General features: G+C 40.3%; 19 protein-coding genes. 10 read left to right on the top strand and 9 right to left on the bottom strand.

The genetic code is table 11. The annotated features are described in order from the left end of the window. Positions 1–153: 153 nt before the first annotated feature. The gene (locus tag ABFX33_RS07590; RefSeq protein WP_120259005.1) at positions 154–1,164 is read left to right on the top strand and encodes a sensor histidine kinase; all 1,011 of its coding nucleotides are present in this window, start codon (positions 154–156) and stop codon (positions 1,162–1,164) included. A gap of 2 nt (positions 1,165–1,166) precedes the next feature. Then, positions 1,167–1,862 (top strand): LytR/AlgR family response regulator transcription factor, encoded by a 696-nt coding sequence (locus tag ABFX33_RS07585; protein WP_257088039.1) that lies wholly within the window; start codon positions 1,167–1,169, stop codon positions 1,860–1,862. Between the two features lie 2 nt (positions 1,863–1,864). Here ABFX33_RS07585 and ABFX33_RS07580 read toward each other — a convergent pair whose 3' ends face one another. Then, positions 1,865–2,335 carry an OsmC family protein gene (locus tag ABFX33_RS07580; protein WP_120259003.1) on the bottom strand — a complete coding sequence of 157 codons (471 nt, stop codon included), beginning with the start codon at positions 2,333–2,335 and terminating at the stop codon, positions 1,865–1,867. A 355-nt stretch (positions 2,336–2,690) separates the two neighbouring features. On the opposite strand from ABFX33_RS07580, the gene lpdA reads away from it, so the two are divergent. Continuing rightward, positions 2,691–4,094 (top strand): dihydrolipoyl dehydrogenase, encoded by a 1,404-nt coding sequence (gene lpdA / locus ABFX33_RS07575; RefSeq protein WP_346085292.1) that lies wholly within the window; start codon positions 2,691–2,693, stop codon positions 4,092–4,094. Between the two features lie 123 nt (positions 4,095–4,217). Beyond that, positions 4,218–4,787: a Crp/Fnr family transcriptional regulator gene (locus ABFX33_RS07570; RefSeq protein ID WP_346085290.1), complete on the top strand. Its 570-nt coding sequence runs from the start codon at positions 4,218–4,220 to the stop codon at positions 4,785–4,787. 7 nt (positions 4,788–4,794) lie between these two features. Here ABFX33_RS07570 and ABFX33_RS07565 read toward each other — a convergent pair whose 3' ends face one another. After that, positions 4,795–5,691: a LysR family transcriptional regulator gene (locus ABFX33_RS07565; protein ID WP_346085289.1), complete on the bottom strand. Its 897-nt coding sequence runs from the start codon at positions 5,689–5,691 to the stop codon at positions 4,795–4,797. A gap of 97 nt (positions 5,692–5,788) precedes the next feature. On the opposite strand from ABFX33_RS07565, the gene ABFX33_RS07560 reads away from it, so the two are divergent. Both ABFX33_RS07560 and ABFX33_RS07555 read left to right on the top strand, forming a co-directional pair. Next, entirely contained in the window at positions 5,789–6,400 is a 612-nt protein-coding gene (locus tag ABFX33_RS07560) for an NAD(P)H-dependent oxidoreductase (protein ID WP_346085288.1), read from the top strand. Beyond that, the gene (locus ABFX33_RS07555; protein WP_257088045.1) at positions 6,397–6,687 is read left to right on the top strand and encodes a putative quinol monooxygenase; all 291 of its coding nucleotides are present in this window, start codon (positions 6,397–6,399) and stop codon (positions 6,685–6,687) included. Before ABFX33_RS07560 ends, ABFX33_RS07555 begins: the two co-directional genes overlap by 4 nt. 116 nt (positions 6,688–6,803) lie before the next feature. On the opposite strand, the gene ABFX33_RS07550 is transcribed toward ABFX33_RS07555, so the two are convergent. The 5 genes from ABFX33_RS07550 to ABFX33_RS07530 form a co-directional block, all read right to left on the bottom strand. Next, complete coding sequence (locus ABFX33_RS07550; protein WP_346085286.1) at positions 6,804–7,121, bottom strand: hypothetical protein; 318 nt, start codon at positions 7,119–7,121, stop codon at positions 6,804–6,806. Between the two features lie 340 nt (positions 7,122–7,461). Then, positions 7,462–8,193, bottom strand: a complete 732-nt coding sequence (locus tag ABFX33_RS07545; protein WP_346085284.1) for a glutamine amidotransferase-related protein — start codon at positions 8,191–8,193, stop codon at positions 7,462–7,464. Positions 8,194–8,204: 11 nt separating this feature from the next. Continuing rightward, on the bottom strand, positions 8,205–8,939 hold the full coding sequence (locus ABFX33_RS07540) for a YggS family pyridoxal phosphate-dependent enzyme (RefSeq protein WP_346085283.1): 735 nt from the start codon (positions 8,937–8,939) through the stop codon (positions 8,205–8,207). Positions 8,940–8,948: 9 nt separating this feature from the next. After that, entirely contained in the window at positions 8,949–9,446 is a 498-nt protein-coding gene (locus tag ABFX33_RS07535) for a GNAT family N-acetyltransferase (RefSeq protein WP_346085282.1), read from the bottom strand. A 60-nt stretch (positions 9,447–9,506) separates the two neighbouring features. Next, positions 9,507–10,118 carry an FMN-binding negative transcriptional regulator gene (locus tag ABFX33_RS07530; RefSeq protein ID WP_346085280.1) on the bottom strand — a complete coding sequence of 204 codons (612 nt, stop codon included), beginning with the start codon at positions 10,116–10,118 and terminating at the stop codon, positions 9,507–9,509. Between the two features lie 153 nt (positions 10,119–10,271). Here ABFX33_RS07530 and ABFX33_RS07525 point away from each other — a divergent pair, with 153 nt between their 5' ends. Together ABFX33_RS07525 and ABFX33_RS07520 are read left to right on the top strand one after the other, a co-directional pair. Next, on the top strand, positions 10,272–10,418 hold the full coding sequence (locus ABFX33_RS07525) for a hypothetical protein (RefSeq protein ID WP_346085279.1): 147 nt from the start codon (positions 10,272–10,274) through the stop codon (positions 10,416–10,418). A 30-nt stretch (positions 10,419–10,448) separates the two neighbouring features. Beyond that, positions 10,449–10,772, top strand: coding sequence for a GNAT family N-acetyltransferase (locus ABFX33_RS07520; protein WP_257088053.1), 324 nt, complete (start codon positions 10,449–10,451; stop codon positions 10,770–10,772). 37 nt (positions 10,773–10,809) lie between these two features. Here the strand turns inward: ABFX33_RS07520 and ABFX33_RS07515 are convergent, their stop codons facing one another. After that, the gene (locus tag ABFX33_RS07515; RefSeq protein WP_346085276.1) at positions 10,810–11,691 is read right to left on the bottom strand and encodes a DMT family transporter; all 882 of its coding nucleotides are present in this window, start codon (positions 11,689–11,691) and stop codon (positions 10,810–10,812) included. A 99-nt stretch (positions 11,692–11,790) separates the two neighbouring features. Here ABFX33_RS07515 and ABFX33_RS07510 point away from each other — a divergent pair, with 99 nt between their 5' ends. Then, positions 11,791–13,245 carry an aminotransferase-like domain-containing protein gene (locus tag ABFX33_RS07510; RefSeq protein WP_346085275.1) on the top strand — a complete coding sequence of 485 codons (1,455 nt, stop codon included), beginning with the start codon at positions 11,791–11,793 and terminating at the stop codon, positions 13,243–13,245. A gap of 2 nt (positions 13,246–13,247) precedes the next feature. Here ABFX33_RS07510 and ABFX33_RS07505 read toward each other — a convergent pair whose 3' ends face one another. Further along, complete coding sequence (locus ABFX33_RS07505; protein ID WP_346085273.1) at positions 13,248–15,050, bottom strand: mechanosensitive ion channel family protein; 1,803 nt, start codon at positions 15,048–15,050, stop codon at positions 13,248–13,250. Between the two features lie 350 nt (positions 15,051–15,400). Here ABFX33_RS07505 and ABFX33_RS07500 point away from each other — a divergent pair, with 350 nt between their 5' ends. Continuing rightward, complete coding sequence (locus tag ABFX33_RS07500; RefSeq protein ID WP_346085271.1) at positions 15,401–17,866, top strand: glutaminase family protein; 2,466 nt, start codon at positions 15,401–15,403, stop codon at positions 17,864–17,866. Positions 17,867–18,045: the final 179 nt, after the last annotated feature.

The following is an 18,045-nucleotide window of genomic DNA, read 5'->3' as shown; positions in this document are numbered from 1 at the left end:
TGGAAACGAAGATAAGGCTGGACCTTGTTGTATAGTCCGTTTAAAATGATCTATGGCGTTTAAAAGTGACCAATGTAATTCGTCATTTATTTTTCGGTGGTTGTAAACTTAATACTTTTACTTTGTAACAGATTTTTAACAAAATAAGGGAGTATGAGAAAGGTTCTGGAAAATAAGATCATACAGGAAACCATGTTACTGGTTTTCTCGTTTATCCTCTTTACGCTGAATGACTGGATTCTGATTTTGAGCTGGAAAGGCTTCTTGATGGGGGTGATCTATTTTTTGATCTTATATATCCATGCGCAGGTGAACCGTTTTTTTCTGCTGCCTCTTCTACTTAAAAAGAATAAAGCCACATTGTATGCGCTATCGTCGATCGCAATATTGCTGGTGTTTGCTTTAGTGCTAAAAGAAATAACGGAAAACTTTATTTATAAAAACTGTTTTTTGTATAAAAGTCTCGCACAGAAAACATTCCATTATCAGGTCGGTGTATTATTGGGCTCGTTGATCTGTATTTTGGGAAGTATCCAATTTATTGAATTCTATCGTTTTCAACGATTGAAAACGCGACGGGAATTACTCTCCAATCAGACACAATTGTCTAATTTGAAAAAACAGCTGAACCCCCATTTTTTGTTCAATACCTTAAATACCATTTATGGCATCAGCCTTAAATTTCCGGAACGTACCTCTGAATTGATTATTAAAGTGTCACAACTGCTGCGTTATCAGATGGAAAGTAGCGACAAGGAATTTGTTTCAATGGATGATGAGATTGATTTTATTTCGAGTTATATCGAATTGGAACGTGAACGGTTGGGCTATCGAACCAAGATTGACTTTGATTATCAGCGTGAAGAAGGTGTTAAGTACCAAATCGCACCAATGCTATTGATCACATTTGTAGAGAATGCCTTTAAACATGGTACCTGTAGTATAGAAGATTGTTACGTAGCAATTTCGATCAGGATTGAAAAAGGGAACTTATATTTGCATGTACGAAATTCAGTTCCCGTGAAAAAACGGAATGTATTTTCGGCAAAAATAGGTTTGGAAAATACGATAGCGCGATTAAAATTGCTCTATCCCAATCGCTATCAGTTAAATACAAATGCAAGTAAAGAGGAGTTTGAGGTGTCTTTAGTTATAAATCTTTAGCCATGGAGAAAAATCGCTGTATTGTGGTTGACGATGAACCAGCTGCACATTATGTATTGGTAAATTATATTGAAAGAAGCGCTGATCTGGAATTGGTCGCTCAATGCTATAATGCCTTTGAAGCACTGGAATATCTGCGCAATAACCGGGTTGATCTGATCTTTCTGGATATCGATATGCCCGAAATTACCGGAATGGAATTCTTGAAAATGTTGGACAATCCACCCAAAACGATTTTGACAACAGCCTATTCGGAGTACGCATTGGAAAGCTACGACTATGGGGTGGTGGACTATTTGTTGAAACCAATATCTTTTCCCCGTTTTATTAAAGCTGTACAGCGCTTTCTATCTTTTAACCAGAGTACAATACCACAGGAGGAGGAGCCAAAAACAATAAGTATCCGTATGGATGGTCGATTGATTGAGGTGAAGCTTTCTCAGATCGATTTTATCCAAAGTTTTGGTAATTACGTAAAAATCGTGACACCGGCGCAGACTTACCTGACTGCCAGTACCACCCAACAGATCTTAACCCAGGTACCTGCGTCCAAATTTGTCCGCATCCATAAATCGTATATTGCCTCCATCAACAAGGTCAGCAAATATGAACATGGTATGGTGCAGATCAATAATATGAGTCTCCCCGTTGGGATTACTTTCAGAAGAGAATTACAGGAACGCTTAGGGAACAGGTAAAATCATCCTTCAGCACTTACATGGGGCTGATGGAGGACTGGAAAATTCACTGAATTTGCAATAAAACAATATTCATTGGCTTTTTTGTGGAGCGCTATTGCTTTGGCGATCATTTCAGGTCGCTGTACACGGATTGAGGGGCTAAGTATGACCTCTTTAAAAAAGCCCTTGCCACTTTCTTCCTCCATCATTGTTCCTGTGGCATGGTCAATATAAGATTCCACGATAATATTGTTGACCGAACAGAAATGAAGATACCATAGCATGTGGCAGGAGGATAAGGACGCAAGTAAAAGATCTTCGGGATTGTGCTTGTTGGGATCTCCACGAAATGCAGGATCAGAAGAGCCCTGGATAATCACTTTGTCCTTTATGCTGATCTGGTGGCTTCGTTCATAGTTTTTATAATGATCTGTACCACTTCCTAAATTGCCTGTCCATTCAACAGTCGCTTTATATTGATGTTCTTTCATCGACAAATGATGTTTTTATTGCTTATTCCTTGTGAAGTTATAAAATATCAGCGGCATTTTTTGCCATAAATTCCAATTGACTATGGAGAGGTATCGGAGCCGCCAATTCGCTTATATAGTGGTCATGCTTTTCTTTTTTGGTTAATAATAAAATATACTTAATGGTATTTTATTTTATATATTTGCATCATGTTATTCGTTTTTAAATTTTTAATTGTTTTAATTGGGCGTTTGTAGGCTTTTTTTTGATTATTTATATACCAAGTGGTATTATTAATTAATAACAAATATAGGTAGCTCAAAAGGCAGGTGTTAGCGTGATAAATAGGAATTAGGTACAAAAATAATTTGAGATATGGAACAATATGATCTGGTCATTATTGGCTCTGGGCCCGGCGGATATGTTGCGGCTATTCGTGCTGCCCAATTGGGGTATAAAACGGTATTGGTCGAAAAATACAATACATTAGGTGGAACATGTACCAATGTTGGTTGTATTCCGACAAAGGCTATTTTGGACAGCACCCATCATTATCATGATGCTGTACATCATTTTGAGGCACATGGAATTACGACGGATGGCTTGTCTGTAGACTTTAGACGGCTGTATGCGCGTAAGGATCAGGTGGTACTACAGAATACACAGGGGCTTAATTTTCTTATGCGTAAAAATAAGATAACGGTGATTCAGGGTACAGCCTCCTTTGTGGATAATTCGACATTAAGCATTGTAAAGAAAGACAATGTGACCGAACTTATTCAGGGCAATAAGATCATTATCGCCACAGGGTCGAAACCGGCTACTATTCCTGGGGTAGTGATTGATAAGGAAAGAATTATCACGTCAACGGAGGCTTTATCCCTAAAGGCGCAGCCAAAAAACATGGTTATAATTGGTGGTGGTGTGATTGGCGTGGAAATGGCCTCGATATTCAATCGATTGGGCGTTGAAGTTACGATCATCGAATATGCGGATCATCTTCTTGCAAATATGGATCATGAACTTGGGGATGGGCTCAAAAAAATCCTGTCAAAGGAAGGTATTCGCATACTGCTTCAAAAGGCTGTCTATAAAGCAGAAAATTTGGGTGATAGCGCGCAGGTCTCGTTCAAAGATCGTTCTGGGCAGGAGCAGGAATTAACGGCTGACTATGTGTTGGTGGCTGTAGGTCGCAAAGCTTATACCGAAGGATTGGGGCTGGAAAATACGGATGTTCAGTTGGATGCCAGGGGAACAATTGTGGTCAATAATCAGTTGCAGACCGCTGCCTCTAATATTTATGCTATCGGAGATGTGATCGGTGGGGCGATGTTGGCCCATAAAGCGGAGGAGGAAGCACTATTTGTTGTCGAACAGATCAATGGTCAAAAACCGCATATACATTATGATCGAATACCCGCTGTTGTTTATACCTGGCCTGAAGTCGCATCTGTCGGTTTCAGCGAAGAGGAACTCAAGGCGAAGGGAATGAAATATACTGTTGGGAGCTTTCCATTTTCTGCCAATGCCCGTGCACGTGCGGGAATGGACACGCAGGGCTTTGTGAAAGTTTTGGCGGATCCGGTCTATGGTGAACTGTTGGGTGTGCATGTGCTGGGAGCAAGGGCTGCAGATCTTATTGCGCAGGCAGTCGTAGGGCTGGAATATGAAATTACGGCGGATAGTATGGCCAGGATTTCTTACGCCCATCCGACCTATTCCGAAGCGATGAAGGAAGCGCATACCATAGCATCAGGACGACCATCGGTCAATATTTAACTGAATTTAAATTTGCAGAAGGTCGCTGTCGCTGACTTTCTGCAGACAATAAACAATTGATAGAAACTTTGGTTCGGGGTTAGGGATAAACTATATTTGTTAAATATCAATGAGTATTGTCGCATGGACCAACATATATTAACGGAAAACATCCTGAAACAGATTGATCTTACTAAGGAGGAAATGGACCTTTTCTTTTCCTTTGTCAAAATAAAAAAGGTCAAGAAAAAACAGTTTTTATTGTTGGAAGGGGATGTGAGCCGTTATGCACTATTTGTCGTTTCGGGTTGTCTGCGCAGTTATTGTGTGGATGAAAATGGGTATCAATATATTCAGCAGTTTGCACCCGAAGGTTGGTGGATAGGGGATATGTATAGCCTAGTCACGGGTAAGCCGGGGTATCTTGCCGTTGATGCTGTATTTGATTCTGAAATTGCCATGATCGCAAAAACGGATCTCAATAGATTGTATAGGGAGATCCCAAAATTGAATATTTATTTCAGGGTGTTGGCGGAAAACGCCTTGGTATATTACCAGAGCCGTGCCATGGAAAATCTCCGTTTGACTGCAAAGGAGCGTTATGAACGATTTTGCATACGTTATCCTAGCTTGATAGCCTGTCTTCCGCAAAAGCAAGTGGCCGCCTATATTGGCGTGACCCCCGAATTCTTAAGTAAGATGCTGAATCAATAAGGGAAATCTACCATTTTTCCTGCAGCAATGTTTCCAATTTGCTGATTTCCTCTTGGTACATTGTTTTCTTGCGTGTACCAAAATAAAGTGTATTTTCGACTGGAGATTGACCTTCCCAGACCAGTTTTATTTTGCCGGAAGCAATAGCTTCTGCACATAAAAAATCAGGAACAATAGAAAAGCCTTTGTTATTGCTGAGACAACGTATAATGGAACTGATATTGGGTACAATGTAATTGGGGCTGAAATCAGGATGTTCGCCAAAATGTGTTGACCAGAAATTCCTGAGGTGATCCATATCCGCTGCGGTGCTGTACCAGAGCTGTTTTTTTAAGAGCTGCGAAGCTTCCTTAATCTTATTGTCCTGCAATAAAGCTTCCAACTCGGTTGTATCTGTTTGGCAACCTGCGATCAGCACGATACGCTCTTTTGAAAAGGGCTGATAGACTAAATTCTGCTGATTGCCTTTTTGCGGTGTAATAATTAAATCGAGTAGGCCATTGTCCAGATCCTGTTGCATCTGTGGATACTCGCCGAATTTAATAATGAGGTTGAAGGGAAGTTGGGCAATATGTTCCTCAAGTGTGTATTGAAAGGTTTCAAAACACATACCGATGCTAATGGTAATACGTTCATCGAGAGCTCGATTGTGAAAATGTTGCTCACCTATTTCTAGCTTTTTAAGCGGATCAATAATGTAATTATATAAAATTTTTCCTTTCTCTGTCGGTACCATCCGACGTGCTGACCGATCGAATAGTTTGTGCCCCGTAAAGGCTTCCAAAGAGTTAAGATGTAGACTCACGCCAGGTTGCGAAATAAACAATTCCTGTGCGGCTGCTGACAGTGTGCCGGTCTCATAAATCGCCTTAAAAGTACGAAGCCATTCTAAGTTCCATTTCATATCTATTATTTTAATGATACAAATGTACAATTTAAATTATTTGTATGATCTATAAAAATGATAGAAATTTGTATTATCAATAATAAAAATAATAGAGATGAATATATTTATTATCAATGGCGGACAGGAGTTCGCACACTCAGGTGGTTCTTTTAATACCACAATTACAAATTGGACAGCGCAAACCTTAGTTAAAAATGGATTTGAAATCCGTGTGACCAATGTAAATGATGAATTTGACGCGATGGTCGAAGCTGAAAATTTTAAATGGGCGGATATCATTGTTTATCACTTCCCTGTATGGTGGTTTCAGGTGCCTAATCGCCTCAAGCTTTATATAGATGAAGTGTTTACAGCTGGACACAATAATGGCATCTATCGGAGTGATGGTCGTTCACGTAAGAATCCGGCAATCAATTACGGTACCGGTGGATTGATGCATGGGAAAAAGTATTTTGTAACCTCAAGTTGGAATGCGCCGGATACGGCATTTACGATGGAAGGTGAGTTTTTTGACCAACATTCTGTTGATGAAGGTGTTCTGTTTGGCTTTCATAAGATGAATCAGTTTGCAGGACTGGAAAGTATTGGAAGTTTTCATTTCCATGATATGGAGAAAGGTGCAACGCAGGAGCGTGTGGATAATTACGAAAAGGAATATAAGGCATATTTGGAAGAGGTGTTTTATTTTGAAACTCAGTTATCATGAAGATCTATATAACAGCTATTTTAAAAGCAAATCCAGGATTTCGAAACGAGGTTATGCATACATTGCAGCATATGGTCGAAGAGAGCCGAAAGGAAGCTGCTTGTATACAGTATGATCTGCATCAGCGGGCTGAAGATGAGAATCAGTTTATATTTTATGAAATCTGGGAAAGCCAAGCCGGACTAGATGCACATAACCAGCAACCTTATATCCTCGCATTTGGGCGAATGGTTGAGGAGAAGCTGCAAGAGACACCTCAGATTTACTTAATGGAAAAAATAGCCTGATTCCCTTTTGATAGGGAGGACAAAATTTATAATTTAAACTGGGATCAGACGGGTTTTTATATTAAAGACTGTTGAAATCATTCGTGTTAGCGTTACGGAGTGCTAATCGTTTATTGCTATTTAGTAACACGAATGATTTTATTGGTTCCTTTTTCAACGCCTATAGTAAGGGGATTCCGTTGCTTCAGACTCTCTTGTAAAAGAGATAACTGATCTTTCCGCTCGTTGCCTTTGTTATCCAACCAAAAAGAAGAAGCCATCATACCAACCTGTATTCTGTAAACTGAATCCTGTTCGGGCACAGCCTGTTCTATCACTTGGTTTTCATACCAAATGAGATTTTCATCGTTCTTTTTGACCGAACATGAAAATAACAGTAGACCGAAGATTAATAGCGTGGCTGATCTAAAAAAATGCTTAAGTGTAAAATCCATCGACGTTTTGTTTGATAACTAAATCTACAGTTTTTTTTCGTCTATATAAATTTTTTTTGTTGTGATGAAGCTATCAGATTTATTCATCGAGCGTATGTTTTATATGGTATTCATGAACTCGTTTACTCATTAAATTAGTACTTTAAGGTATTCGTGAGCTCAATCGTTCGGTTCTCTCGGTTTGAATAAATCATGATGGTTTCATACCTCGTTCCTAAAATCTGCTAAATCTACTACAGATGATTTGCCGTCGGTCATTTTCAAATCCGTTGTACATGCACTGTAATGTTGGATTGCTATCTATGGCTGAGGAACCGGATTTGGATTGCTTCGATCCGTTCTAAAAATTGTTTTTTGTATGTTGATAGGCAATTTCCAGCTGATCGAGAAACTGAAATAGCTTATTGTTCATCTCGGTGTAGTCGTAACTGCGGATTTGATCTGGAGTCTGCACAAATTTATGTAGTTTGCTTTTGTGTAAAAGATCTGTCTCTGCCTGAATCAGCAATTCGACAACTTCCGCATTGAGTTCCATATGGCACTGAAAGCCATAAACCAGGTCGGTGTACCTTACGATCTGTCGTGGACAACCTGCACTGACCGCAAGAACTTGACTGGCTAGACTGAGTCCCGGCATATCATTATGCCAGTGACCGACAGGTAGAAATTCGCCAAAATGCCCAACTTTCGGATCTGCCAAACCGTCTTGGGTAAGTTGGATACCAAAGACACCTATTTCTTTCTCCGGACTCGGTTCGTATGTTGCCCCTAGGGCTTCACCGATCAATTGTGATCCTAGACAGACCCCAACAACGGCTTTTCCAGCATGTATACATTGCCTGATTAATGCGATTTCAGCCCGTGCATCATAATAGGGATATTCCTGTTGAGACGAATCCGGACTTTGAGGACCACCCATAATAACTAAAAAGTCTATCATCGTGCCGTCTTGTGGTAGCGCTTCATATTGATATACCTTGGAGAAACTCGTTTTATGGTGTCGTGCTAATGCCCATTGCAAATAGGCTCCCGGAGCTTCAAAATCTTCATGCTGTATAAAATGTACTTTCATAAGCGCTATTTTTAAATCAAATTCTCGTTCCAATAATAACTATCGGGGGTATTTCGCTGTCCGAATATCGCTGTACCTACGCGTACAATAGTTGCGCCTTCGGCAATCGCTATTTCCAGATCCCCACTCATTCCCATGGATAATTCTTGCATCGATACATTCGGAATATCGAGCATAATGATTTGTTGTTGAATCTGTTTGAGCAACTGGAAACACTTACGGACTTGATCAGCTTCGGCACTCAGGAGGCCGATCGTCATCAATCCTTTTATGTGTAAGCTGTTCAGAGGGGCGATCTGCCTGACGAGGTCAATGACCTGATCTGGGTCAGCACCATATTTACTTTCTTCGTAAGATGTATTGACCTGGATGAGTATATCAATGGTTTTATTTTCGGCTGTGAGTCGCTGATGGAGCTTTTGAGCTAAATCGAAGCGGTCTACAGAGTGCACACAGGAGACATTATATTTCAGGATTTCTTTGATTTTATTGGTCTGTAAGTGTCCAATAAAATGATTGCGATGTGGAATTTCCTTCAGGTCTTCGTATTTCTCCTTTAGTTCCTGCACTTTGTTTTCGGCAATCAAAGTCTGTCCGGTTTTTAACGCAATTTTAATACGATCCGATGTTACAGTTTTTGTTGCGAGCAATAATGTTACTTCTTGCGGATCCCGGCCGTTACGCTGGCAAGCCTTTTCGATACGCTGGAGTATCGTTTTTATATTGTCACTGATAGTCGCATTCATAGTTTGAAATTAATTGTTAATGACACTTTTTTTTATCAAAATATCAGTTTGCTCATCGTCTCCTAATCTAAAAATATGTTTATCAAAAGCGACAAAACCATTTTTGTTATAGAAACTAATCGCACGGGGATTTTTCTCCCATACACCCAACCAGATAAAGTCTACGTTTTTTAATTTTGCGATATCCAATGCTTTTTCATAAAGAAGCTGCCCTACTTTTTTTCCATGAAATTCTTGTAATACATAGATACGTTCTATTTCCAGTGCATGCTCATCTTGTAGTTCTGTTTGCGCCTGTTCACTGTTTATTTTGAGGTAGCCAATGACCCTATTACCGAGTTGTGCAAAATAAAACTCCGACCCTCGATTGCTCAATTCAGCCAATAATGTTTCATTCGAGAATTTTTTCGCCATGTATTTCCTCATATTTTCTGCTGTATTGGTTTCGGAAAATGCCTCGATGAAGGTCTGCTGACTTATACTTTGCAATAGATCAATATTAGTCATTTTCACTTTGAGGATTTTTATATTTATTGAATTTTTGTCCATGTGACCGTGTGTAATAAATTAAGACTGTAAGTTTCTGATAGATTTAGCGATGCTCTTTTCGATCGGATTGCCTCCTTTTTCTAAATATGTCGCAATACGTTCCCTTTCGATAGCTGTTTTGTTCTGACTGATCTTTTTTTGTCCCCGTAGATCCGTAACTTCCAATTCGAAGGCGACGATGCCGCGCATCATGCCCTTTTTAAAACGATCCGAAAGTCCTCGCCATTGGTTTAAATAAGCACTGTCATAGGTCTTGATCATCTGTTCAAGCACTTCTGTTTTTTCGTCCTCATTATTTATAATCCGTGCTGTTCCGTAGGCATGTACAGCGATATAGTCCCAGGTTGGGACGCTTTCCTCTTTGTCATAATGCATAGGGGATATGTAGGCATGTGGTTCTGAAAAAATAACCAATGAAGTGTTTTCTACGATATAGTTGGCTTGCTCATTTGCAACAGCAAAATGCGAACTTAAAAAGAGCTTATCTGCATGTTCCTTGATCTGAAAGGGAAGTTGTGTTGCTATAGGGATATTGTCTTTTATGGATACAATCGTTGCAAAACTATATTGTTTCATAAATGTGATCTGTTCCGTATATTCTTCAAATTGAAAATGTTTGGGTACGTACATACAATGGGTATTTTTTTGATCATATCAAAAATAGAGCTAAAGTGATGGGAATAAATGGTCCAAATTCAATAAAGCGGATAGTCCAGTGACAATTTTCGTGGGTTTAATCGAGATTGTTGGTTATATTTACCTTTGGTGATAGTAAAAGAAGAAATGAAGAAAGAAAATTACGTATTGCAGCGCTTGGCTCCAGCACAATGGGAAGATTACAAGAAGGTTAGGCTAGAAGCGTTACATACAGATCCCGGGGTATTTGGAAGTAATTATCAACGAGAGGGGGCTTACAGCCAGCGGGATTGAGTGGCACTACTTGAGAATCAAAATTGTGCGATGTTTGGACTATATGATCAAGAGGATATCATTGGATTAACGGGCGTGGTCGTGGACCGTGATGATGCCTCAAATGCTATTCTGATTGCTTCTTTTGTTCGCGAACCTCATCGCGGAAAAGGACTGTCAAAATTATTTTATCAGGCACGTATTGCATGGGCCCGCGAAAAAGGATGTGCACAGATCACCGTATCGCATCGCGCGGGGAATGAATCGTCAAAGGCAGCAAATCAAGCCTTTAATTTTACCTATACGCATTCCCGTGAGGTTGAATGGCCTGATGGTACTGTCGCAGCTGAACTGATGTATGTGTTGGTTTTATAATTGTCAGCTGACAAGGTCTGTTGCGCTTCATGTCTTTTTATTTGGCAAATTTTTTAGCGCCACCCACGCAGAGTATGACACCAATGGTAACGAATAACATCCCGATATTCACTTCTTCGTGAAGTAGGCTAGCAGCTAAGATTAGACCAAAGAAGGGTTGAAGGAGCTGTAGCTGTCCAATAGAGGCGATTCCACCTTGGGCTAATCCTTTATACCAAAAGATAAAACCGATAAACATGCTAAAGAGGGAAACGTAAACAAGACTTATCCAGGCTCCGATGCTTACATGGGCTACAGTGGTTGGAAGAAAAATATAAGTCAAGGGCAGAGCTATTGGTAATGAAAATACCAGTGCCCAGGAAATTACTTGCCAGCCTCCCAATGTCTTTGAAAGCTTGCCCCCTTCGGCGTAGCCCAGTCCACAAAGAATAACAGATAATAGCATGAGTATATCACCAGCAGGAGCGGAAGATATACCTTGCTTGAGGGCGTACCCGACAACCAAAAGACTGCCTAATATCGAAAATATCCAGAACACCGGACGGGGACGCTCGCCACCACGAATGATACCAAAAACTGCAGTTGATACGGGAAGTATACCTACAAAGACAATGGAATGCGCGGAAGTCACATAACGTAGGGCCAAGGCACTCAATAAGGGAAAACCAATAACTACGCCCAACGCCACAATACCAAGGGATAAAAACTGTGTTTTTTGAGGGAATTTTTCCTTGTTGATCAATAATACGATAAGGGCGAGTATACCTGCGATAGTAGCGCGGGCTACGGTCACAAAGAATGGATCTAAATCTAGGACTGCTATCCGTGTTGCAGGCAATGATCCACTAAATATAATGACGCCAAGTAAACCGTTTAGCCAGCCATTTGATGATTCCGTTGTTTCTGTATTGATGCTCATTGTTAGATTATCTAAATTTTGATACAAATCTCGCGAATAGTCAAGATTGAGTACAGTTACAGTTTTTGTTTAATTGATGGATACAGTTATATTTACAAGATGGGAAAAGACTTTCTATACAGTGTTTTGGCTCAAAATATAGCGAGTAAAATAAAAAATGGTGTTCTCAGACCCAATGAACGGTTACCATCGGTGCGCGTGTTGAGTAAAGAACATGGTATCAGTATGAATACAGCTAAGCGGGTATTCCTCGCGTTGGAGGCGCAATCACTAATTTATTCGATACCGCAGTCGGGATATTTTGTTAACGCATTGAATCAACATAAGTTACAACTTCCGGAAACAGGTCAAATACAGCTTATAGCGGATAGTGTTGAGCCCAATGAGCTGATCAGTAGCGTCTACGCGAATATGGGTCGTAAAGACCTAACCTTGTTTTCCATCGGTGTTCCCTCAGGAGATTTACTGCCTTTGGCTAAATTAAAAAAGGAAATCGTACTTGCCACCCGGGAATTAGATGCCGGCGGCGCTGAATATGAACCTTTACAGGGGAATCTGAAATTGCGTAGGATGGTAGCGGCCCGTTCCCTGGGCTGGGATGGTCGATTGACAGCGGATGATGTCATCACAACGAATGGTTGTATGCATGCTTTGTCGCTCTGTCTGATGGCATTGACCAAGCCGGGAGATACCATTGCATTGGAGAGTCCCTGCTACCCCGGTATTTTGCAATTGGTTCTGAGTTTGGGATTAAAGGTTATCGAATTGACCTGCGATCCAATGTCGGGGATTGATATCCGTTCGCTTGAACGCTTACTGCCCGAGATCAATGTTTGTCTACTTGTGCCCAATTTCAATACCCCATTAGGCTATTGTATGCCCGATAAAAATAAAATGGAAGTGGTCAGGTTACTTGCTAAGCACGCTGTTCCACTGATTGAGGATGATACTTATGGCGATATCTATTTTGGGAGTGAACGACCCAAATGTTGTAAAACCTTTGACGAAGAGGGCAATGTGTTATGGTGTGGCTCGGTATCAAAAACATTGGCCCCCGGTTACCGGGTGGGCTGGGTCGCTGCGGGGAAATACAAGGATCAGATTCTCCGCTTGAAATTAATCCATGCCTTGTCGTCCACAACATTAATTCACGAGGCAGTGGGTAATTTCTTAATGACCGGAAGATATGATCATCATCTCTATGATCTTCGGAAAACATTGCAGGAAAACTATCAACGGTTTGCCAATGTGATCGCGGAATCTTTTCCGGAAGGGACGCGGATCAGTAGACCCCAAGGAGGGTTAGCACTTTGGGTCGAGTTGCCAAAAAACATAGACACGACAAAGCTTTACAACTACGGATTAAAAAAGAAAATGAGTATTGCTCCGGGGAGAATGTTCACCCTGCAAAATCAATTTCAAAATTGTATGCGTCTCTGCTTGGGACTACCCTGGACGGATGAACTACGTTTTGCACTGGTACAGTTGGGAAATCTCGCCAAAATGATGCTACATGCCAATAAAAGTGATCCAGAAATAGATCACAGACCTTAATATTATTTATCTGTGTTTTTAGGCTGGTATTGTGGTACATGATCCAATTTTGCAAATAGATGTGGGCCATTCATTTCAATACCTGCTGCTAGGAAGTCATTGAGAATATGTTGATAAATCTCGGATTTGGCCAGCTCAATTTCCCCAGATTTGGAAATATAAACATTCAGCTCGTAGAGGACATAAAAATCGTCTAGTTTTTTTTGTAATACAAATGGTGCCGGAAGTTGATTGACACGTGCTATACGTGTGGGAATATTTAAGAGCAATTCGTGTATACGTTGCCAAGGTTCTTCATAGCCCACTGTGAGTTCAACCTGAAAACATATTCCTTCTTCTGAAAAAGTAGAATAGTTAACCGTATTGCCCGATAGGATGGATGAATTTGGAATGGTGATTTCCTCATTTTTAATTGTCCTTAGCCGGGTTACCAAGGGTGATTTTTCAATGACAACACCTGTCTTATCCGCAATTGTGATCCGGTCACCGATACGGAAAGGGCGCATATAGGTAATGACAAGACCCGCAATAATATTGGAAATAGCTGAGGATGATCCCAAAGAAAATAGTACTCCGATAAAAACAGATATCCCTTTGAAGATGTCTGAATTGGCGCCCGGAAGATAAGGGAATACAAGTACCAATGTAAAGGCCTGTAATAGAAACCGGACAATGGTAAATGTAGGCATAGCAAACTCCCGGTGAAAGCCATTGACCTCTAATTTACCTTTATCAATCTCATTAAAAATATATTTTACAAACCTTACCGCATAACGCATGACAAATAGAATGACAAAAACAGTGATCAGATTTGGAATATAATCCCAAATGGCGAATACCGCTTTTTTCAGGGGTTTGGTAAAAAGTCCGATCAGATTGGAGGCCCAGCTTTGCGTAAACGGAAAGACGCTGAAAACAATGGGAAGCATGATGAAAGCGATCAATACAATCAGTCCCCAACGCGCAATATTGATTGTGTTAATGAAAATACGGGTTTTCTGAACGGAGGTAAGGAACACGTAATTTTTGATCTTAACATCTTTGATCCGCTCTGTACGTTCGGCCAATAGACGATTCGTGCCATATCTTTTTAGTCTATTGATAAAATACACCAAAATCGAAAAGACCACAAGGATAAGGAGGACAAGTCCTGTACGGATCAGCACTTTGGTAATGCTATTGTCCGCTCTTTCCTTACTGATGGCCTGTTGGATAAGCTTGAGGTATTGTGTGGCAATCTCTTCTTTGCTTTTCCCTTCCAGTAGGGCATCAAGTTCTGTGATGGAAGTAATGATCAGATCTTTGTAAACAATATCGGCGCTGATTTCGTTGTTTTCAATTTTGAAGGAATCTACTTTTACAAAATCATCTTCATAGAGATTCTCAATTCTGCTGACCACATTGTAGGCGCGATCTTTGGCTAGGGATGAACCTAATTTGTTATAGATATAAAAGAGGGTGTCATTAAATGGTGCGACAGCATAACGCTTGGTGTTTTTTTTGATCGAGTCAACTTTGATTTTTAACTGTTGCTTGCGCAGATTGTTTTCTTCGTCAAAATTATTGAGCTGCTGTTTTAGATTTTCTTTCTTGGGACTATTCTGACTTTTGAGACTGGCGATTTCATGCTGTAGTTTCTGACGTTCGAGTGAATCGTTGATCTGTTGTTGTCGGATATCATTTAATAAGGTGCTTAAACCAAGTTCTTTTTTATTGATTGAATCGTTCTCCTGTGCATAAAGCCCAACGATTGTTGAACAAAAACACAGTATAATTGTAAAGAAAAAAATGTAAAATCTTCTCATATTCTCCAAGGTAAAATTGATTCCAATCTATCAGCCTGACCAATCTGATCTTGATCGGATAGCCAAAGATAATAATGTTTTTTGTTGAACCCAGTTATCGGATGTTCTAATCTTTTTTCGATTATCTTTTTTATCCGGTAATCTGTGGGGGACTTGCTGCAATATGATATAAATTGCATATAAAATGATACGAAGAGGCTGCTGAATGTCAGTTATTCCAACGTTATTTGTTGTGAAGCTTATATTTTTCTTTAGGCATTTTTAATGATTCTTTTTTATGCCTGAAAACAGCTAGATCGCTAATTTTATCAAAATATATGATTAAACCTTTTAAAAAACCTATTTTTAAGATGAACAAACTCGGAAAAGTGAGTATTTGTTGCTTGTTAGCTTGTATATCGAGCTTTTTTGATGCACAGGCGCAACAAAGAAAAGCTCCAGCTTACCCATTGATTACCCACAATCCAAACTTTAGTATCTGGTCAATGACGGATCAGTTGAATGCATCAACCACCAAACATTGGACCGAAGCAGATCATTCGCTCTTGGGACTGATTAATGTCGACGGCAATATTTATCGTTTTCTTGGTAAGGAGGAACCCAATTATAAAACGATTCTTCCCACTGCGGAAGATCAGTCTTTTACTGTACAATATACCGAGTCTAAACCCGAAGGAGATTGGCAGTCCTCTTCTTATAAAGCCAGTGGCTGGAAATCAGGTGCTGCTCCTCTGGGAGACGATCAAAAACATGTCAAGACTTTGTGGAAATCGGATGATATCTGGGTACGTCGTGCCTTTAATGTGACCGACCCGCAAGGCATCAACGAACTCTTCTTAAAATTAAACCATGATGATAATGTCGTGGTGTTTTTAAATGGGAAAAAGGTTTATGAAAAGGCGGGGTGGACAAACAGCTTTCAGTATTTGCCGATAAATAAGTCGGACCTAAAGGCGGGTCAAAATCAGATCGCTATTCATCTGCGCAATACTGCCGGAGGCCGTTTTCTTGACTTTGGACTAGTAGATAGGCTTAAAGAGGGGGGACCTAAAATACAAACTGCCGTACAGAAAGATGTGGAGATAACAGCCACGCGTACCATATATAATTTCCAGGCAGGCAAAGTCGATCTGAAGCTCACATTTACATCGCCGCTGTTGATGGATGATCTTAATCTATTGGCTCGTCCTGTATCTTATATTACTTATCAGGTAAAAGCAAATGATGGAAAACAACATGCTGTAAAAGTCTTTTTAAGTGCGGCATCCAACATTGCGGTTTATAAACCATCACAGGAGGTCGTTGCTAAAAAATATGAGACTGACAAATTAGCTATTTTGAAAACAGGAACAGTCGAACAACCTATATTGCAAAAAGGAGCCGATGATATGCGTATTGACTGGGGCTATTTTTATGTTGCCGCACCCAAAAAAGATCAGTCGAAGCAGTTTGTAAGTCCAATGGCAACAGCTGTGGATGACTTTAGAAAAGGGAATACAAAGTCAACAAGTACAAAGGGAACAGCATTATCTTTGAATACAATCATTCCTTTTGGGACGGTGGGCAATAAAGAAGTTGAACGTTTTGTTGAACTTGGTTATGATGAGATTTATGCTATCCAATATTTCAAAAAAGATCTGCGGCCTTGGTGGAATAATTCTGGTCAGGAAACGATTGAAAATCAGCTTACCTTAGCAGCCAATGAATATCGCTCAGTAATGGACAGATGTGTTGCTTTTGATAAACAGGTTTACACAGATGCGTTAAAATCTGGCGGAAAGGAATATGCCCATTTAACAACGCTGGCCTATCGTCAGAGTATTGCTGCGCACACCTTGGTGAAAAGTCCACAGGACGAATTGCTCTGGTTGTCCAAAGAGAACAACAGTGGTGGTTTTATTAATACGGTCGATGTCACTTATCCATCGGCACCTTTATACCTGATCTATAATCCGGAATTGTTGAAGGGCATGTTGACGGGTATCTTTTACTTTAGTGAAAGTGGCAAATATCCTCACCCTTGGGCAGCACATGATCTAGGTACATATCCATTGGCCAATGGACAGACTTATGGTGAGCCAATGCCGGTCGAAGAGTCTGGAAATATGATTATTTTGACCGCTGCGATTTCAAAAGTACAGGGGGATGCAAGCTATGCACGCAAGCACTGGAAGACGCTCACCACTTGGGTAGACTATCTTGTAAAGGATGGTTTCGACCCTAAAACGCAATTATGTACAGATGATTTTGCAGGCCATCTCGCCCGTAACGTAAACTTATCGGTAAAGGCTATTGTGGGAATCGCCTGTTATGCGCAAATGGCTGAAGCAATCGGCGAAACTGAGACGGCGAAGAAATATCGTGCCATTGCAGAGGAGATGGTGCCAAAATGGATGGAAATGGCAGATGCCGGAGACCATTACGCGCTGACATTTGACGATAAAAATACCTGGAGCCAAAAATATAATCTGATTTGGGACAAGGTGCTGGGACTAAATCTGTTTCCACAGAAAGTCTATAACACGGAGATCAAGTATTACCTCACCAAGCAAAGTAGATTTGGAATTCCATTGGATAGCCGAAAAGCATATACCAAAAACGACTGGATTTTGTGGACTGCTACATTTGCACCAACACGGGATGAATTCGAAGCTTTGGTGCATCCGGTTTACAACCATGCGATCCAAACAGAATCTCGTGTTCCACTAAATGATTTTTACGACGCGAATACAGGGATACGTGAGAATTTTAAGGCACGTAGTGTTGTAGGTGGTTTTTATATGAAGATGCTATCGGATAAACTTCAGCAAAAATAAGCAGCGAAAATATCCATGCTTTAAACGAAGTACAAAAAATGGATTGATTCCAAAATCATTGGATGGATAAACAAAATTACCTTTTTTTATAGCAGAGCCCGGTATTCCGCCGGGCTCTTTTCTGTTTGGCTTTTTTTTAAATCTGGTATTTGCGTTCTCCACCAAGCTTTTGTCAACTA

This window comes from Sphingobacterium ginsenosidimutans (assembly GCF_039536865.1).
Lineage (GTDB): Bacteria > Bacteroidota > Bacteroidia > Sphingobacteriales > Sphingobacteriaceae > Sphingobacterium > Sphingobacterium detergens.
The sequence above is the reverse complement of the archived record's forward strand: the minus strand, read 5'-3'. Positions and strand labels throughout refer to the sequence as shown.

Bases quoted from the DNA above. Each gene is read 5' to 3' on its own strand.
- ABFX33_RS07590 (WP_120259005.1), top strand. From the start codon at position 154: ATGAGAAAGGTTCTGGAAAATAAGATCATACAGGAAACCATGTTACTG.
- ABFX33_RS07585 (WP_257088039.1), top strand. From the start codon at position 1,167: ATGGAGAAAAATCGCTGTATTGTGGTTGACGATGAACCAGCTGCACAT.
- ABFX33_RS07580 (WP_120259003.1), bottom strand. From the start codon at position 2,335: ATGAAAGAACATCAATATAAAGCGACTGTTGAATGGACAGGCAATTTA.
- lpdA (WP_346085292.1), top strand. From the start codon at position 2,691: ATGGAACAATATGATCTGGTCATTATTGGCTCTGGGCCCGGCGGATAT.
- ABFX33_RS07570 (WP_346085290.1), top strand. From the start codon at position 4,218: ATGGACCAACATATATTAACGGAAAACATCCTGAAACAGATTGATCTT.
- ABFX33_RS07565 (WP_346085289.1), bottom strand. From the start codon at position 5,691: ATGAAATGGAACTTAGAATGGCTTCGTACTTTTAAGGCGATTTATGAG.
- ABFX33_RS07560 (WP_346085288.1), top strand. From the start codon at position 5,789: ATGAATATATTTATTATCAATGGCGGACAGGAGTTCGCACACTCAGGT.
- ABFX33_RS07555 (WP_257088045.1), top strand. From the start codon at position 6,397: ATGAAGATCTATATAACAGCTATTTTAAAAGCAAATCCAGGATTTCGA.
- ABFX33_RS07550 (WP_346085286.1), bottom strand. From the start codon at position 7,121: ATGGATTTTACACTTAAGCATTTTTTTAGATCAGCCACGCTATTAATC.
- ABFX33_RS07545 (WP_346085284.1), bottom strand. From the start codon at position 8,193: ATGAAAGTACATTTTATACAGCATGAAGATTTTGAAGCTCCGGGAGCC.
- ABFX33_RS07540 (WP_346085283.1), bottom strand. From the start codon at position 8,939: ATGAATGCGACTATCAGTGACAATATAAAAACGATACTCCAGCGTATC.
- ABFX33_RS07535 (WP_346085282.1), bottom strand. From the start codon at position 9,446: ATGACTAATATTGATCTATTGCAAAGTATAAGTCAGCAGACCTTCATC.
- ABFX33_RS07530 (WP_346085280.1), bottom strand. From the start codon at position 10,118: ATGTACGTACCCAAACATTTTCAATTTGAAGAATATACGGAACAGATC.
- ABFX33_RS07525 (WP_346085279.1), top strand. From the start codon at position 10,272: ATGAAGAAAGAAAATTACGTATTGCAGCGCTTGGCTCCAGCACAATGG.
- ABFX33_RS07520 (WP_257088053.1), top strand. From the start codon at position 10,449: ATGTTTGGACTATATGATCAAGAGGATATCATTGGATTAACGGGCGTG.
- ABFX33_RS07515 (WP_346085276.1), bottom strand. From the start codon at position 11,691: ATGAGCATCAATACAGAAACAACGGAATCATCAAATGGCTGGCTAAAC.
- ABFX33_RS07510 (WP_346085275.1), top strand. From the start codon at position 11,791: ATGGGAAAAGACTTTCTATACAGTGTTTTGGCTCAAAATATAGCGAGT.
- ABFX33_RS07505 (WP_346085273.1), bottom strand. From the start codon at position 15,050: ATGAGAAGATTTTACATTTTTTTCTTTACAATTATACTGTGTTTTTGT.
- ABFX33_RS07500 (WP_346085271.1), top strand. From the start codon at position 15,401: ATGAACAAACTCGGAAAAGTGAGTATTTGTTGCTTGTTAGCTTGTATA.